Raw genomic sequence first — 16,183 nt, forward strand, 5'->3', positions numbered from 1 at the left:
TTTATGCTCCCTGTAACTAAAACAAAAAAACCTCTGATTAATCAGAGGCTTTCAAGTGGTTTCTCCAGGAATCGAACCAGGGACACATGGATTTTCAATCCATTGCTCTACCAACTGAGCTAAGAAACCATTATATTTTTGTTTGTCTTACTTCGTTGTTTTAAAGTGATGCAAAAGTAATACATTTTATAATACCATGCAAGAAATATTTCCCCTTTTTTTATGATTTCATTTTATTATACAGTAAGCGGTGGAATAACAGAGTGATAGGTATTTAATTATTTTTTATCGGCCTTACCCTGATAGGAAATATCATTTTCTTATTAGAATGTACAAAAAAACCTCTGACTAATCAGAGGTTTTCAAGTGGTTTCTCCAGGAATCGAACCAGGGACACATGGATTTTCAATCCATTGCTCTACCAACTGAGCTAAGAAACCATTATATTTTTGTTTGTCTTACTTCGTTGTTTTAAAGTGATGCAAAAGTAGTAAGTTTAAGTATATAAAGCAAGTATTCATCACACTTTTTTTTAATAGTGTCAAAAACTTACTGATTATCAGTCTGATTATTTTCCTGTTCTTTTCTGATCTGCTCACTCATCTCTTCCAACACCGGTTTAATCGTGTTTTCCGGAAGGTCACTGATCCTGATATACATCAAACCATCAATAGCATCATTGAAGTTTGGATCAACGTTGAAAGCAATTACTTTTGCGTTTTGTTTAATATATTTTTTAATCAGAACAGGCAGTCTTAATTCCGGTTCCAGATCATCAATAATTTTATCCAGCTTATTAAGATCAGACTCCATTTCTTCGAAAAAGATATTTTTATCCCGGTCACGCAGCTTTACTTTATACTCATTCCTTGGTGTGATGTATTGGGCCACGGCAGAATCAAAATAATTTGAGCGCATGAATTCAATCATCAGGGACTTTGAGAATTCTGAAAATTTATTGGAAATACTCACTCCCCCCATCAGGAATTTATGGTCAGGATTTCTCAGGCATACATGTACAATACCTCTCCATAAAAGAAATAGCGGCAGGGGTTTCTGCTGGTATTCCTGGCAGATATAGGCCCTCCCCATTTCAATAACCTTTTTAAAGAATGGATGGATGTCCTGCTCAAATTCAAATAATGAACTTGTGTAGAATCCCTTGATACCATATTTCTTCATTACTTCTCTGCCCAGTGCCATTCTGTAGGCTCCGGCGAGTTTCTGCTCAGCATTATCCCAAAGGAAAAGATGATGGTAATGCTTATCATACTCATCCAGGTCAAACGGAAGATTACTACCTTCTCCTACAGCGCGAAAAGTAAGTTCCCTCTGGCGGCCGATTTCCCTCATAATGGAAGGAATTTCCTCGTAGGTGGTAAAATAAATCTCGTAATTTCCGTTACTGAACAGCATTTTATCGGTACCCCGCAGTTTATCAATATCTTTGATAATGTCTTCCTTAGGTGTTTCGTCAATGATATTCTGAACAATATTTTCTTCTTTTAACAGAGGAAACTTAACAGACAAATTCTGAAGATTGATGCTTTGGGCAAGAGATTTTCTTTTTTCATAATAAGATTTCATCATGTAAACCTTACGTTTAAGAAACTCACCCAGTTCTTCAATCGTTTCCATATCGTCCATAGCTTTTACAGTAATCGGACGGCCGATCCTGATTCTGATCGGTTTTTCCCTGTCATTCATCATTTCAGCAGGAAGCATCAGAGTCTGTAAATTGGGGTGAAGCTTGGCAACCTGGTAAAATAAGCGGCTGTTTTTGGCATGGAAATACATGGGAACTACCGGGACTTTAGCCATTCTGATAAGTTTAAGTGCCGTTTTTTCCCAGTCTTTATCCAGAATTTCTCCATAAGGATTGTTCTTGTTAGATACTTCCCCTGCAGGAAAAATACCTACGCAGCCTCCGTTCTGCAAATGTTTTAATGTCTCTCGCATTCCGGAAGAGCTGCTGTATGCTTCTTTTCTGTTTTCAAATGGATTTACAGCAATTACATAGGGTTCCATGGGTTTAATCTTTTCCAACAGGAAATTTCCCATAACCTTAAAGTCCGGACGAACTTCTGTAAGGATTTTGCACATCAGAATTCCGTCAATAGCCCCCAGAGGATGATTTGAAACCAATATAAAAGGACCTGTTTTGGGAATTTTTGCCAAATCTTCTTCAAAAGCTACGTAGCTTAAGTTTCTTTCTCTCACAAATGAGTCGAAAAAGTCTTTACCTTCCTTGTCTTTTAGTTTATCGTATAATTTATTTACCTCATTTATTTTAGCAATGCTCATCACAGCAGATGCTACCGGATTCTTTAGAAATCCAATTTTACTTAAGCCGGAAGCTTTGATCAGATCGTTTTTCGAAATTAAACTCATGTGTGTTTAGTCGCAATTAATATTATTGTGTTACCATTTGAACTGTATTCTTGGAAATTTGCTCCAATAATACCGTTTTATCCTGGTAAAATCTATCAATGTGATCCATCTTCGCATTTCTTACGGTGAATAAAGATACATTTTTAATTGCTTCAGTTTTAAAAATTTTTTGGAGCTCTTCGTTAAGCTCTTCTAGATGGTTAAATTTATCTTCCAGGCACAGGGCCAGTGAAATAGCAGAATTCTGCATCAGGGAAACTTTAATTTTATATTTGGATAAATGTCCGAAAATCAAGCTCATATGATCTTCTGCGATGAAAGAAAAATCTCTGGTAGATATCTTTAAAAGATTCTGATTCTCTTTAAGAATATAAGATTCTTCTTGCTGGTTATTCTCTGAAGCTCCTACTTTTGTACCTGCTTTGGTTGGATCTACAAAAGATTTTACATAGAAAGGAATGTTTTTCTGTTGTAATGGCTGTAATGTTTTCGGGTGAATTACACTGGCACCGTAATAAGCCATTTCAATAGCTTCTTCATAAGAGATATTGGAAAGAAGCGATACATTACTGAACTTTCTCGGATCTCCGGTCATTACTCCCGGTACATCTTTCCAGATGGTCATTGCATCAGCATTTAAACAGTATGCAAAAATAGCGGCAGAATAGTCAGACCCTTCTCTTCCCAGGGTAACCGTAAAGTTATTATCATCTGAACCAATAAATCCCTGGGTTACATAACAGATTTCCGGATTTAAGTTAGATATAAACTCCTCTGTTTTTGTCCAGTCTACAACACCTTCTCTGTATGAGTTATCAGTTTTGATATAATCCCGGGCATCCAGCCATTGATTGGTAAACTGGATTTCATTCAGATATTCACTTACAATTTTTGTTGAAATCATTTCTCCGCAACTCACTACCTGGTCATACACAAAGTTATAATTAGGCGATTTATTTCTTCTTAAAAAAGAGTCAATATCATCAAAGAAAAGATTGATCTCAGCAAAAACTGCATGGTTTTCAGGAAACAGACCTTCCGCAATCTCAATGTGTTTTCGTTTTATCTTTTCAATTTCAGTCTGATAGTTATCCTTTTTGAAATAAAGTTCTACAACCTTTTCCAACTCATTTGTTGTCTTGCCCATCGCAGAGATTACCAGTAAGCATTTGGCAAATCCCTGGCTTTTTAGAACCATAGACACATTTTTCACACTTTCAGCATCTTTTACAGATGCTCCACCAAACTTGAAAATTTTCATTAAATTATTAAAAATAAAATTGTTAGATAAAAAATTACATGAGTTTTTTACGGACGTCAAAATTATAAATTTACAACGAGATATGAAATAGCCTGATGTCCTGCAGAAATTAAGATTTCCTTAAAATAAACCAGACCCCGGATTTTGCGGTGCTTATAGATGAAATCCGGACCCGATTATAAAAACCTGTTACTTATTATTATGCTATATTGATGGTGTATTATGTTGATATACAGTGGTTAGTGTGTTTTTTAATTAAATTTTCCTAATGTGATAAATTTTCCGAAATTTGGGAAAACATAAAAAGTAAAATATGTCAGATCAATCATTACAGACGCTAGGAGAATTTATTATTGATAAACAGGAAGATTTTCAGTATTCCACCGGGGAACTCTCCCGTCTTCTAAGTGCTATAAGGTTGGCTTCAAAAGTGGTAAACAGAGAAGTGAATAAGGCCGGGCTGGCAGATATTTTAGGAAAGTCCGGTAACGAAAACATCCAGGGAGAGGAGCAGCAGAAATTAGATGTTCTTGCAAATGAAATATTCATCACTGCACTTTCTCAGAGAGAAGTGGTATGTGGTATCGCATCAGAAGAAAATGATGATTTTATTGATATCAAATGTGGGGAGAACGGTCATCTGAGCAAATATGTAGTATTAATTGATCCTTTAGACGGTTCTTCAAATATTGATGTAAATGTTTCCGTAGGAACAATCTTCTCTATCTACAGAAGAGTTACAGAGCCGGGAACTCCTGTACAGCTGGAAGATTTTTTACAGAAAGGGATTAACCAGATTGCAGCAGGATATGTTATTTATGGCTCCTCTACAATGATTGTATATACAACAGGGAATGGAGTAAACGGATTTACGCTGGATCCTTCATTAGGGACCTATTACCTTTCACATCCGAACCTGAGATTTCCTGCAAGCGGGAAAATCTATTCGATTAACGAAGGAAATTATATTAAGTTCCCGCAAGGAGTAAAAAATTACCTTAAATATTGCCAGATGGAAGAGGGAGACCGTCCATATACTTCAAGATATATCGGCTCTTTAGTAGCAGACTTCCATAGAAATATGCTTAAAGGAGGAATTTATATCTATCCTTCATATTCACAGGCTCCAAATGGGAAACTGAGGCTGTTGTATGAATGTAACCCTATGGCATTCCTTGCAGAACAGGCAGGGGGTAAGGCTACAGATGGGTTCCGGAGAATTCTGGAAGTGGAGCCAACAGAACTTCACCAGAGAATCCCTTTTTTCTGTGGAAGCATTGAGATGGTAGAGAAGGCAGAAGAATTTATGCGTATTGATAGTGTAAAATAATGGAAGCATCTTACTTAAGATATTTATTACAGTTTAAACGCCCGAGTGGAACATCTCGCGGCGTTTTGCTTGATAAGGAAACCTTTATTCTGGAGATTTCAGAAGGTAATAGGAAAGGAGTTGGCGAATGTGCTGTTTTCCGGGGATTAAGTTTTGATGACAGGCCGGATTATGAAGAAAAATTAAAATGGCTTTGTGAAAATATTGAAAAGGACGAAGATTACCTGAAAGAAAATTTGAAAGAATTTCCGTCAATATGGTTTGGTTATGAACAGGCTATGCTGAATTTCAGATATGGAAGCCGCCTTTATTTTCCAAGTGAATTTACGGATGGGAAGTCCTCGATTACCATCAATGGGCTGATCTGGATGGGAGATGTTGACTATATGCAAGAACAGATACAGGAGAAACTTGAAAAAGGATTTCATTGTATCAAACTGAAGATTGGAGTCAATTGGAAGGAAGAACATAGTATTCTCCGGAAGTTACGTGAAAAATTTTCTGAAAATCAATTAGAATTACGGGTGGATGCTAACGGAGGGTTTAATAAAGATGAAGCCGTAACTGTTTTACAGCAATTGGCAGATCTTCATGTTCATTCTATCGAACAACCGATTAAAGCCGGAGACTGGAATGCTATGGCAGATTTATGCATGAAAACTCCCGTGCCTATTGCGCTGGATGAAGAACTGATTGGAATTACAGATCCAGAGAAAAAGAAAATATTGCTGGCAACGGTAATGCCGCAGTATATTATTCTGAAACCTGCTTTAGTAGGTGGTTTTAAGGGATCTGATGAATGGATCTCATTGGCAGAAGAACGAAATATCGGCTGGTGGATTACCTCTGCACTGGAGAGCAATATCGGCCTCAATGCTATTGCCCAATATACTTTTACAAAAAATAATCCTATGCCTCAGGGGTTGGGTACAGGGGCCTTATTTGTAAATAATTTTGAATCTGGTCTCGATTTGAGAAATGAACAGCTTTGGTTCAAAAAATAAGTGTAGCTTTTAGCCATTAAGAAACTTTACAAACTCAAGTTTCTTAATGGCCTGAAAATACCGGAAATGATTCCTGTTTTGTTTCAGATAGGCATAATGCAAATAATTTCCTGCAATAACTGAAGGAAAAAGAAATAATTGTGTTTTTTTAGGGTGGATCAGGACAGTCTGGTATTAATAGGATCGGATATTTTCAGTTTAAAAAGTTACGCTTTTAATTTAAATAACATCATTTACGAAAATTGCTTTCTTGATATTTTTTATAATATAAGAAAACTTCCTTTTAATCTTTTTCATAATAAAAATTGTAATTCCCTGATAAATGAATTGCAATATTTATGCCATTTTTGTGGTATCCGTTAACTTTAACGAATATTTAAAATTGTAACATTTTTTTAATTTACAGTTAAGAAATAATTGTGAAAATATTCTCGTTATTAGCTATTCTGTTCGTAATAAGGTTTCTGTCAATTCCATATAAATTCTGGAAAATATCACTTTGTACCTGTGAACTTGAAAGATACCCCCAATGGTTGCCTGCTTCAAATTTAAAGCTGTTTAAAAGATCGTCTTTAACAAAAGTGCAGTCAATGACTGAAACAATATCTTTTAGCTGGCTGATATCACTGGGCCCGTTTTTTCCCAATCTGGGAGTAAGAATATTTTTGGTAAACTGGGAAATTCCCAAAATAGCATCCTGTCTGTTGAGATAGACGGAGATACGGTTTGCCAGTAAAGGGAGTTTATTGAAAGAGTCTTCAGATTCTTCAAAGACCTTATAGCTCACATCTGCATTCAGTAAAATAACCTGATCAATAACCCGAAGGATATTTTCTCTTTTCAGACTATATAGCATGCTTTGAAGTACTCTGTTCCCCATGGAATGAGCCATAATATGGATTCTCTGATTACATGGGACAAGCTGACGGTTGGAAAAAATATCTTTTAAAAATTGGGTATAAAAATAAAAGAGCCTCAGCAATGATGTTCCCGAGTTGATGCTCGAAGCCTTATCATCAAAATAGGTCAATGGAACAATGCTGCTTGAAGCCGGCCAGCTGACAAACAGGATATGTTCAACAGGAGATTCAGGACGGTCTATGAATAATTTTTTAAGATCAATGATGGCCTGCAATTCGTCGTCAAAATCATAAGCGTAACCATGGATGAATATTAAAACATCGCTTCTCTCCTTGGTGGAGGACATGTTTTTATATAATTCATAGAACATTCTTTGGGTTCCTCCAAGATTGCTGGCAGTTAAGGTGGATTCTTTTATTCCTTTTTCACTGAGTAGTACCTCCATAACATTCTCATAGCCTTGCTTTTCAGGTTCTGAAAAAAGCTGATAGTTGAGAATGTTCCGATTGGTATAGTCTTTCCTTTTTTTAGATTGTGCGGTTGGTTCTTTATAGTCGTCAAAATCACATTTGGCGATTCTGAAATTGGGAATTGAGTATTCATCATTGGAAAAAGAATCTGCTCTTTCTCCTTTATGGCGGATGATTTTACGATTGCTTAAGATATAAACACTCATGATATTCAGTTTTGACTTTCCCTAAGGTAAGGAAAAATGCTGAATTATAAGCAATTGTACTTTTTGTGTATCGCTTTTATAAACCCTAAATTTTCCGTAACTTTGTGCTACTTTTTTTGCTAAAAACAAAAGCTAATTTAATGGAAGAAGAAAAAAAATCACTCAATTTTATTGAGCAAATTATAGAAGATGATTTGGCAAACGGTCTGAAAAGAGAACAGATCCGTTTTCGTTTTCCCCCTGAACCCAATGGATATCTGCATGTAGGCCATACAAAAGCGATCTGCATCAATTTTGGTTTAGGTGAAAAATACAATGCCCCTGTGAACCTTCGTTTCGATGATACGAACCCTGAAAAAGAAGAGCAGGAGTTCGTGGATTCTATTAAGAAAGACGTTGAATGGTTAGGTTTCAAATGGGACAAGGAGTTGTATGCATCAGATTACTTCCAGCAGCTTTATGAGTGGGCTGTACAATTAATTAAAGAAGGGAAAGCTTATGTAGACGAGCAGCCATCAGAAGTGATCACGGAGCAAAGGAAAAACCCTACGGAACCAGGAGTGGAATCTCCGTACAGGAACCGTTCGGTTGAAGAATCACTGGATTTATTCGAAAGAATGAAAAATGGTGAGTTTGAAGAAGGTACGATGTCACTTCGTGCTAAAATTGATATGACTTCTCCAAATATGAATATGCGTGATCCTGTTATGTACAGAATTCTGAAGAGACCTCACCACAGAACAGGTACGGCATGGAAAATCTATCCGATGTATGACTGGGCACATGGCGAATCTGACTATCTGGAACAGGTATCACATTCATTATGTTCACTGGAGTTTGAAAACCACAGACCTCTTTATAACTGGTATCTGGAACAGGTGTATGATGAAAATAAAGTAGCTCCTAAACAAAGGGAGTTTGCAAGGATGAACGTTTCTTATATGATCACATCCAAAAGAAAGCTTCAGAGATTGGTTGCTGAAGGAGTGGTGACAGGATGGGATGATCCGAGAATGCCTACTATTTCAGGAATGAGAAGAAAAGGTTTCACACCGGCAGCTATCAGAAACTTTATTGAAAAAGTAGGCGTGGCCAAAAGAGAAAACCTGATTGAAATTCAGTTGCTTGATTTCTGCGTACGCGAAGATCTTAATAAGGTCGCCAAACGTGTTATGGCAGTAGTGGATCCTGTTAAGCTGGTCATAGAAAATTATCCTGAAGATAAAGAGGAATGGCTGGAAACTGAAAATAATCCGGAGCAGGAAAATGCAGGAACGAGAGAAATTCCTTTCTCAAGAGAATTGTATATTGAGCGTGAAGACTTTAAAGAAGAAGCCAATAATAAGTTCTTCAGACTTAAATTAGGAGGAGAAGTCCGCTTAAAATCTGCATATATTATTAAAGCAGAAAGGGTAGAAAAAGATGAAAATGGAGAAATTACTACCATTTATGCAACTTATGATGAGAAAAGTAAATCAGGAAGCGGAACAGAAGAAAGCTTAAGAAAAGTAAAAGGAACATTGCACTGGGTATCCGCAAAACATGCGATTCCTGTAGAAGTAAGAATCTATAATCAGTTGTTTACAGTAGAGCAGCCGGATGCAGAAAAAGATGTGGACTTCTTAAACTTTATCAATCCTGAATCCGTAACTACTGTTCAAGGATTTGCCGAGCCGGGATTAAAAGATGTTGCCGTAGGAGAGCCATTGCAGTTCCAGAGAATCGGATACTTTACGAAGGATCAGGATTCTACAGATACTACATTGGTATTCAACCGTACAGTAACGCTGAAAGACTCTTATAAGCCTGAATAATTACGATAATACAAATAAACAGAAGAAGCCGTCTCATTTTTGAGATGGCTTTTTTTATCCTCAAAACCGGAAAATTATAGGTACTCCATTTTTTTAACAGTAATAACATTAGTATTTTTGCATCAAATTAATCACATGCAAAATTATTTAGAATTCAATTTTAAAATTTCTCCGTTACAGCCCTGGAATGAAATATTAATGGCAGAGCTTATAGAGATAGGTTTTGATAGCTTTACGGAAGAAATTGACGGAATTTTAGGATATATCCAGACAGATCTCTTTCATGAAGATCAGCTTAAGGCACTTCCGGTTTTTGAAAACGAAAATGTTAAGATTGAATATTCTTATGAAGAAATGCCTAATATTAACTGGAACGAAGAATGGGAAAAGAATTTCTCGCCGATAAATATCGATGATAAAGTATTGATCAGAGCAGAATTCCATGAATCCGTACCAGGAATGCATGAAATTATTATTCAGCCTAAAATGTCTTTCGGAACAGGACACCATCCTACAACACATCTGATGATCCAGCAGATGATGGATATTGATTTCAGAGAAAAGAAAGTACTGGATATGGGATGCGGAACCTCCGTTCTTGCTATTTATGCAAAACAACAGGGAGCAGGCGAGACTAAAGCGATTGATATTGATGAGTGGTCTGTAGAAAACTCAAAAGAAAATGCAGTAAGAAATAATGTTGAACTGGATATTGAACAGGGAACGGCTGAAAACTTAGGAAATGAGAATTTTGATATCATTCTGGCAAATATCAACAGGAATATTCTGATTTCTGATATCCCGGCCTATGTTTCAGTTTTAAATAAAGGTGGAAAATTACTGCTTTCCGGACTTTGCTTTTTTGATGTAGATGATATTCTGGAAGTTTGTAAAGAATGCGGTCTTCAGTTGGAAAAGCAACTGCAGCGTGAAGAATGGGTAAGTCTATTGCTGGTAAAGCCATAATATACAGTAAGTATGAGAACAATACTAACGTTTTTACTGGTGCTGGTGCTGCATTTTTTTTCAGCCCAGGAAAACGAAGCATATGCAGACGGGATTTTTTCTTTTGAAGAAAACAAAGCTCAAAAAATTTTTACCGATTGGACCAGAATAAGAAAAGAACCTGGACTAAACTCCGGGATTTTAGATTCTTTACGATCCAATCAGCAGGTAATGATCCTTAAAAAAGAGGACGCAATTCTGAGGCTGGGAGAACGGGGAGCCAACTGGTATAAAATATCTTATCAGAAAGGGGAATCTCTTTCCGAAGGATATGTTTGGGGAGGAAACCTTTGCGTGGGATATCGCAACAAAAACGGATATGATTTTCTTTTCGGATTGTCAAAAACAATTGATAAAAAGACTGAAGAATTCAATGAGAATATAAAGCAGAATATTGCCGGTGTTAAAGTAATGGAAGGGAATATTCTGGTTGATGAGGTATATTTTGATACCGGAAAAGGAGAGGAATTAAGTTACGCAACATTCAATATTGAAAGTAATCATAAGCTGCAGAATGTGGAACTGACATTAAAAGCAATGGTTTCCGGGGAAGCCTGCGGTATAGCCAGCTATGACCAGTATCTGCTGATGAAAGGCGGAAAATTAATTGCTCTTCCGCAACTGATGAATGTAGGAGATGCAGATGTTTATTATCACAGTGAACAATATATTTTCCCCAATGACAAAGGAGGAATTCCAAATGCTTTTATTTTTAAAATGGAGGAAATGGAAAAAGATGATAACGATAGGGAAAAGAAAAAACACTCTACTAAAACATATATTTGGGATGGGAGCTTTTACAAGCTTAAAGTAAAGTAAAAACCGCTGAATTCAGCGGTTTTTTTATTGATATCTGATTTATGGAATCCCGAAACGGATAAGAGTAAGGATTTCTATTAACTTAATCATTGAAAATAAAATTTACATTTTTTTAATCTAATAAATAGTGTGAATAGGTAGGGATTTGTTATTTTTGATTTTAAGTTAGTTAGAATGGAAATATTGTCTTTTTATGAATTCTCACAACTGTCTGAAATTGAGCAATATGAATTGGTTTGTAAAAAAGGGGAATTAATTAGCTCTTCAATAAAAGGGGATGTAGAATTTGCATTATATGAACTATTTAATTTTTATGTGGAAGTGACCTATCACTCTAAAGATAATAAGGTGCTTAATCTTAACAGGTATATGAAAACTCAAAATTGAAAAAGTGATTTTTGAAAATTTTTCTAAATATCTATGAATATTTATGAAAAATAAAAGTATCTGATAAAATAAAAAAACTCACAAATAAGTTGTGAGTTTTTTTGTGAGCGCGAAAGGATTCGAACCTTTGACCGTCTGCTTAGAAGGCAGATGCTCTATCCAGCTGAGCTACGCACCCTTAAAATTTTGAAAAAGTCGGGGCGGCAGGATTCGAACCTGCGACCTCCTGGTCCCAAACCAGGCGCGATGACCGGACTACGCTACGCCCCGATGGATGGTCATCATAATTACTTTGTTTACTGTGGTAAAGTACAAAGCATTTTTTGAATTAAAAAAACTCACAATTTTCTTGTGAGCCATTAGTGAGCGCGAAAGGATTCGAACCTTTGACCGTCTGCTTAGAAGGCAGATGCTCTATCCAGCTGAGCTACGCACCCTTAAAATTTTGAAAAGTCGGGGCGGCAGGATTCGAACCTGCGACCTCCTGGTCCCAAACCAGGCGCGATGACCGGACTACGCTACGCCCCGATTGGCTGTCATCATTAACGAATTTACTTCGTTTTTGCGGATGCAAAGGTACAATACTTTTTTAATTAAAAAAATAAAAAACGGAATAATTTTTAATTAATTTTTTAACCAGGTTTTTTTACAGCTTTAGGTCGCTCATAACCATGGTGTTGCCAATGTTGTAAAAGTGAAATATTTTTTCCTTTTTCAAGGAAGGAGCCGTAAAGTCTGCTATAGCATCAGGGAAATTTTTATAATGGATATTATTCTGGGATTATATTCTGACACAATAATGTGAAGAATGATCAATCTGTATTTCTAAGGTGTTTTTCAGAAAAATTAAAGCAAATTCTGCGGACATATCAGGTTTTATATCTTCATAGTGTATCTTTACCGAATGAAACGATTGATATTTGCATGTTTGTTTTTTCCCGCACTTATTTTTTCTCAGACCAGCGGGAAGGTTATTAAAATTTCAGATGGTGATACCATTACCATACTTCTTGAAGGAAACCAGCAAAAAAAACTGAGACTCGCTGAGGTAGACTGTCCTGAAAACGGGCAGGCATTCGGAAAAAATGCCAAACAGTTTACTTCTTCACAGGTATTTGGTAAAACGGTCAGTTTTGTTGAGACTACTAAAGATCGTTATGGGCGTTCTATAGCTATGGTATATTATGACGGGGGTAAATACCTGTCAAAAGAACTTATAAAAGAAGGATTCGGATGGTGGTATTTCCCTTTTTCCAAAGATACATCTTTAGGAAAGTTACAGGAAAATGCCCAACGTAGAAAAGCAGGTCTTTGGCAGGACGTACATGCAGTGGCGCCATGGGAATATAGGAAAATGAAACGTGAAAGCAGAAGTAAAAAATATAAAGCTTCAGGAAGGAATATAAAAGGAAAAACAGCCTTGTCATAGTTCTGTAAGCGTAGAATGTCAGTTCGGGTAATTCCGGAGGTGATCGTTTAATAAATCCTGTTTAGGCATACTGGGCAACCAAAGCAGAAATTATAGAAAGCTGCCGAATAAAGAATTTAAAAGAAAAGATTTACTGGAATTGTAATCTTTGCTTATCTCAGAATGGTTCCAGAATTTCTGCCTTTAAACAGCAGCACTACATTTGGTTACAAATTGCTCAAACTTCCGATCTGTATTTCGCAAAACCTGTCCGTGACCAAAACAGATAATGGCAGGGTTCAGTTGCGCTAACTTCTGAAGCGATTGGATATTGCGCTGCTGGTCTGACGTGAATATGTTTGGCGGAAGATGCAGGCCGGTGGCTGTTGTGAGCAGGTTCATATTCAGTGCTGCATCTCCGATTATCAGTACACCATCCCGCTCACGGAATAAAGAAATATGACCTGCCGCATGTCCGGGCGTTTCTATTACCCGAAAGTTTCCGATCCTGTCGTTTTCAACGATTGTCCGTCCGACTTTATGTCCCTGGCCCGCCCAGTACTTTTGTTGAAGCTTGGCTATCCAATGTTGCGGAGTCGGATAGTCGTTGGTTACCATACCTGTTTCAGTCCTGAAAACTTCGCCGGGATGACAGAGTAAAGGAATTTCGAATTCAGCGCAGATCTGATCACTACAGCCCTGGTGGTCTGCATGAGCATGTGTTAGTATGTGTTGATAAACCGGGATTTTCTCAATAGCTTTCTTTACAGTGGTATATGAACTCCGTATCCCGGAGTCTACCAATACACCTTCAATAATATAGCTGTTGATACTGTTTCGTGGCATCAGTGGAATCTGGAACACTTCGGGAGCAATTTGACGTAGCATATTTTTTTTACGCAAATCTACATCGTTGTTCAGTACTGAATAAGGACATTTGTCCTATAATATGTTGGATTTATGTATTTGCCCTTTCGCACGTGTAAGTGATCGCTGAGTGATGCTCAGGTACGATGCCAGATCCTGTGTCGTTATGCGTTGGACGAGAATCGGTTCGTGAGACAGGACATGACGGTATTTATCCACAGCCGACTTGTTATTGTAATTCAGAAGATAACGTTCCTTTTGGTTATACTCGTGTTCCATCACCGATTTTATAACGCTGTTCCAGGCGGTCACCTGATGAAGCAGATGCTGGTAGTCCGGATAGCTGATTCTATAGATTGTACAATCTTCTATAGCCCTGATGCTTCTTCTGGATTTTTCCTGCGCTACAAACTCTGAAAACGAGGTGACAAATTCATTTTCAAACTTAAAACAGGTAATATTTTCCTTTCCGTCTTTGTCGGTTGCGTAAGCCTTTACAGCGCCGCTGGAAATAAATCCAATATAACGACAGATTTCATTCTCACGAATAAAAAAATCATTTTTTTTTATGAGTACCGGTTTGAAGAACTGTGCAGAAAAGTTGGATTCCTCGGCTGATAATTCTCCTGTTGAGGATAGGTAATTTTCAAATACATTAGTCATTTCGCGATCTTTTTTTGTCTGTCCTTTTATTTTTAGCCTTCTATGGATTATATACCAGATTCAGCTTTCAAATCTAGCAATTATTGAACATTAAAAAAAGAATCGAAAGCTAAGGAATTAGCATTCCAGGCCGTCCGATTGAAACCAGGATGTCCTATGATGTGTAATCTGTATGATTTTAATGTTTATATGATTGCAGACATAGGAAAACAAAAAAACTCACAATAAAAATTGTGAGTTTTTTGTGAGCGCGAAAGGATTCGAACCTTTGACCGTCTGCTTAGAAGGCAGATGCTCTATCCAGCTGAGCTACGCACCCTTAAACGTTATTTTGCTTAAATTGATTAAGCTCATTAAAAAGTCGGGGCGGCAGGATTCGAACCTGCGACCTCCTGGTCCCAAACCAGGCGCGATGACCGGACTACGCTACGCCCCGAATATATAAGAGAGCGGAGGGTAAGGGATTCGAACCCTTGCGACACTTTCGCGTCGACAGTTTAGCAAACTGCTCCGTTAACCACTCCGGCAACCCTCCTTTTTGTTTATTTTTTAATGATCGTTGTTCTGTTATTGCGAGTGCAAATATAGAATAGATTTCTTTATTTACCAAATAAAATTCAAGAAAAATTTGTGTATTTTTGAGGTAATAAATCATTAAAAAACGTAACTAATGCGTAAGACATTATATATCATCGGATTAAGCGCTTTTGTTTTTTCATGTACCTCCCAACAAAATGTGAAAAAAAATACTTACAAGCCGAAAACCCCCGTAGCACAGCCGAAACCAGTTGCTAAAACACCTGTTCCGGTTGCTCCAAAACCGAAAGTTGTATCTGATCATGGAGTAGACTTTTTTACAACCAATATAGCAGATCCTACGAAGAATGATAATACAGCAAGTTATGGCTCAATAGTTTCTGCAAAACCTGCAGGGTATAAAGTGGTTAAAACTTATTTTCCGGCTATTGCACAGAATTTCAGACAACGTTACTTAATATTGCATTATACCGCACTTCCGGATGATAAATCGATTACTGTGCTTACCCAGCAGGCAGTAAGTGCACACTATCTGGTTAATAATACAGGAGATAATGAAATCTATCAGCTGGTAGATGAAAACAAAAGATCTTATCATGCAGGAGTAAGCTCATGGAGAAACGATAAAAATCTTAATGATACATCCATCGGTGTTGAGATTGTAAATGCCGGATATTCTTCCGATAGTACAGGAAAGAGGATATTTGCACCGTTCAGTGATGAGCAGGTAAGAAAAGTGGCTGCCCTGGCTAAAGATATTATTACAAGATATCAGATTCCTGCAACTAATGTGCTGGCTCATTCAGATATTGCACCTACCAGAAAACAGGATCCCGGACCAATGTTTCCGTGGAAAAAACTATATGATGAATATCAGATAGGAATGTGGTATGATGAAGCAACCAAGCAAGGTCTTGTCAGCATGGCCGAAACAGATTTTGCAACAAGATACAATGAGCCGTCTTTTATTTTCCTTGTTCAGACTGCCTTGCAGAAATTCGGATATGGAGTGGAAGCCAGTGGAAAATGGGATGATGCAACAAAGAAAACAATAGAAGCTTTCCAGTACCATTTCCGTCCTCAGAATTATGATGGAATTATGGATGCTGAAACATGGGCAATACTGCAGGCTTTAAATCAAAAATATCCGGTAAAATAAT

The 16,183-nt window shown here is 37.2% G+C and carries 13 protein-coding genes and 9 tRNA genes; 8 read left to right on the forward strand and 14 right to left on the reverse strand.

The window, feature by feature from the left end; genetic code table 11:
- Window positions 1–56: 56 nt before the first annotated feature.
- The 4 genes from DRF59_RS05880 to DRF59_RS05895 form a co-directional block, all read right to left on the reverse strand.
- Window positions 57–129: transfer RNA gene (locus DRF59_RS05880), tRNA-Phe, on the reverse strand.
- A gap of 238 nt (window positions 130–367) precedes the next feature.
- Window positions 368–440: transfer RNA gene (locus tag DRF59_RS05885), tRNA-Phe, on the reverse strand.
- 109 nt (window positions 441–549) lie between these two features.
- Entirely contained in the window at window positions 550–2,391 is a 1,842-nt protein-coding gene (locus DRF59_RS05890) for a lysophospholipid acyltransferase family protein (protein ID WP_115957759.1), read from the reverse strand.
- A 22-nt stretch (window positions 2,392–2,413) separates the two neighbouring features.
- Complete coding sequence (locus DRF59_RS05895) at window positions 2,414–3,652, reverse strand: aspartate kinase (protein WP_115957761.1); 1,239 nt, start codon at window positions 3,650–3,652, stop codon at window positions 2,414–2,416.
- Window positions 3,653–3,965: 313 nt separating this feature from the next.
- On the opposite strand from DRF59_RS05895, the gene fbp reads away from it, so the two are divergent.
- Both fbp and DRF59_RS05905 read left to right on the forward strand, forming a co-directional pair.
- A complete protein-coding gene (gene fbp, locus DRF59_RS05900; RefSeq protein WP_115957763.1) occupies window positions 3,966–4,982 on the forward strand; it encodes a class 1 fructose-bisphosphatase in 1,017 nt (338 codons plus the stop codon).
- Entirely contained in the window at window positions 4,982–5,986 is a 1,005-nt protein-coding gene (locus tag DRF59_RS05905; protein ID WP_115957765.1) for an o-succinylbenzoate synthase, read from the forward strand. Before fbp ends, DRF59_RS05905 begins: the two co-directional genes overlap by 1 nt.
- Before the next feature lie 406 nt (window positions 5,987–6,392).
- On the opposite strand, the gene DRF59_RS05910 is transcribed toward DRF59_RS05905, so the two are convergent.
- Complete coding sequence (locus DRF59_RS05910) at window positions 6,393–7,523, reverse strand: alpha/beta hydrolase (RefSeq protein WP_115957767.1); 1,131 nt, start codon at window positions 7,521–7,523, stop codon at window positions 6,393–6,395.
- Between the two features lie 140 nt (window positions 7,524–7,663).
- On the opposite strand from DRF59_RS05910, the gene DRF59_RS05915 reads away from it, so the two are divergent.
- From DRF59_RS05915 to DRF59_RS20900, 4 genes are all read left to right on the forward strand, one after another.
- Window positions 7,664–9,337: a glutamine--tRNA ligase/YqeY domain fusion protein gene (locus DRF59_RS05915; protein WP_115957769.1), complete on the forward strand. Its 1,674-nt coding sequence runs from the start codon at window positions 7,664–7,666 to the stop codon at window positions 9,335–9,337.
- 135 nt (window positions 9,338–9,472) lie between these two features.
- Entirely contained in the window at window positions 9,473–10,303 is an 831-nt protein-coding gene (gene prmA / locus DRF59_RS05920; protein WP_115957771.1) for a 50S ribosomal protein L11 methyltransferase, read from the forward strand.
- 12 nt (window positions 10,304–10,315) lie between these two features.
- Complete coding sequence (locus DRF59_RS05925) at window positions 10,316–11,161, forward strand: SH3 domain-containing protein (protein WP_115957773.1); 846 nt, start codon at window positions 10,316–10,318, stop codon at window positions 11,159–11,161.
- Between the two features lie 174 nt (window positions 11,162–11,335).
- A complete protein-coding gene (locus DRF59_RS20900) occupies window positions 11,336–11,548 on the forward strand; it encodes a hypothetical protein (protein WP_115957775.1) in 213 nt (70 codons plus the stop codon).
- 104 nt (window positions 11,549–11,652) lie between these two features.
- Here DRF59_RS20900 and DRF59_RS05935 read toward each other — a convergent pair.
- The 4 genes from DRF59_RS05935 to DRF59_RS05950 form a co-directional block, all read right to left on the reverse strand.
- Window positions 11,653–11,726 (reverse strand) — tRNA-Arg (locus tag DRF59_RS05935).
- Window positions 11,727–11,743: 17 nt separating this feature from the next.
- A tRNA-Pro gene (locus DRF59_RS05940) sits at window positions 11,744–11,818 on the reverse strand.
- A gap of 93 nt (window positions 11,819–11,911) precedes the next feature.
- Window positions 11,912–11,985 (reverse strand) — tRNA-Arg (locus DRF59_RS05945).
- A 16-nt stretch (window positions 11,986–12,001) separates the two neighbouring features.
- A tRNA-Pro gene (locus tag DRF59_RS05950) sits at window positions 12,002–12,076 on the reverse strand.
- A 376-nt stretch (window positions 12,077–12,452) separates the two neighbouring features.
- On the opposite strand from DRF59_RS05950, the gene DRF59_RS05955 reads away from it, so the two are divergent.
- Entirely contained in the window at window positions 12,453–12,977 is a 525-nt protein-coding gene (locus DRF59_RS05955) for a thermonuclease family protein (protein ID WP_115957777.1), read from the forward strand.
- 183 nt (window positions 12,978–13,160) lie between these two features.
- On the opposite strand, the gene DRF59_RS05960 is transcribed toward DRF59_RS05955, so the two are convergent.
- The 5 genes from DRF59_RS05960 to DRF59_RS05980 all read right to left on the reverse strand — a co-directional run bounded on the left by DRF59_RS05960 (window position 13,161) and on the right by DRF59_RS05980 (window position 15,021).
- Window positions 13,161–13,844: an MBL fold metallo-hydrolase gene (locus DRF59_RS05960; RefSeq protein ID WP_115957779.1), complete on the reverse strand. Its 684-nt coding sequence runs from the start codon at window positions 13,842–13,844 to the stop codon at window positions 13,161–13,163.
- A 54-nt stretch (window positions 13,845–13,898) separates the two neighbouring features.
- Window positions 13,899–14,486, reverse strand: coding sequence for a Crp/Fnr family transcriptional regulator (locus DRF59_RS05965; protein WP_115957781.1), 588 nt, complete (start codon window positions 14,484–14,486; stop codon window positions 13,899–13,901).
- A 245-nt stretch (window positions 14,487–14,731) separates the two neighbouring features.
- Window positions 14,732–14,805: transfer RNA gene (locus DRF59_RS05970), tRNA-Arg, on the reverse strand.
- Window positions 14,806–14,847: 42 nt separating this feature from the next.
- A tRNA-Pro gene (locus tag DRF59_RS05975) sits at window positions 14,848–14,922 on the reverse strand.
- 14 nt (window positions 14,923–14,936) lie between these two features.
- Window positions 14,937–15,021 (reverse strand) — tRNA-Ser (locus DRF59_RS05980).
- Between the two features lie 135 nt (window positions 15,022–15,156).
- On the opposite strand from DRF59_RS05980, the gene DRF59_RS05985 reads away from it, so the two are divergent.
- Entirely contained in the window at window positions 15,157–16,182 is a 1,026-nt protein-coding gene (locus DRF59_RS05985; protein WP_115957783.1) for an N-acetylmuramoyl-L-alanine amidase, read from the forward strand.
- Window position 16,183 lies beyond the last annotated feature (1 nt).

The organism is Chryseobacterium flavum (assembly GCF_003385595.1).
Lineage (GTDB): Bacteria > Bacteroidota > Bacteroidia > Flavobacteriales > Weeksellaceae > Chryseobacterium > Chryseobacterium flavum.

Bases quoted from the DNA above. Each gene is read 5' to 3' on its own strand.
- DRF59_RS05985 (WP_115957783.1), top strand. From the start codon at position 15,157: ATGCGTAAGACATTATATATCATCGGATTAAGCGCTTTTGTTTTTTCA.
- DRF59_RS05910 (WP_115957767.1), bottom strand. From the start codon at position 7,523: ATGAGTGTTTATATCTTAAGCAATCGTAAAATCATCCGCCATAAAGGA.
- fbp (WP_115957763.1), top strand. From the start codon at position 3,966: ATGTCAGATCAATCATTACAGACGCTAGGAGAATTTATTATTGATAAA.
- DRF59_RS05905 (WP_115957765.1), top strand. From the start codon at position 4,982: ATGGAAGCATCTTACTTAAGATATTTATTACAGTTTAAACGCCCGAGT.
- DRF59_RS05925 (WP_115957773.1), top strand. From the start codon at position 10,316: ATGAGAACAATACTAACGTTTTTACTGGTGCTGGTGCTGCATTTTTTT.
- DRF59_RS05965 (WP_115957781.1), bottom strand. From the start codon at position 14,486: ATGACTAATGTATTTGAAAATTACCTATCCTCAACAGGAGAATTATCA.
- DRF59_RS20900 (WP_115957775.1), top strand. From the start codon at position 11,336: ATGGAAATATTGTCTTTTTATGAATTCTCACAACTGTCTGAAATTGAG.
- DRF59_RS05955 (WP_115957777.1), top strand. From the start codon at position 12,453: ATGAAACGATTGATATTTGCATGTTTGTTTTTTCCCGCACTTATTTTT.
- prmA (WP_115957771.1), top strand. From the start codon at position 9,473: ATGCAAAATTATTTAGAATTCAATTTTAAAATTTCTCCGTTACAGCCC.
- DRF59_RS05890 (WP_115957759.1), bottom strand. From the start codon at position 2,391: ATGAGTTTAATTTCGAAAAACGATCTGATCAAAGCTTCCGGCTTAAGT.
- DRF59_RS05895 (WP_115957761.1), bottom strand. From the start codon at position 3,652: ATGAAAATTTTCAAGTTTGGTGGAGCATCTGTAAAAGATGCTGAAAGT.
- DRF59_RS05960 (WP_115957779.1), bottom strand. From the start codon at position 13,844: ATGCTACGTCAAATTGCTCCCGAAGTGTTCCAGATTCCACTGATGCCA.
- DRF59_RS05915 (WP_115957769.1), top strand. From the start codon at position 7,664: ATGGAAGAAGAAAAAAAATCACTCAATTTTATTGAGCAAATTATAGAA.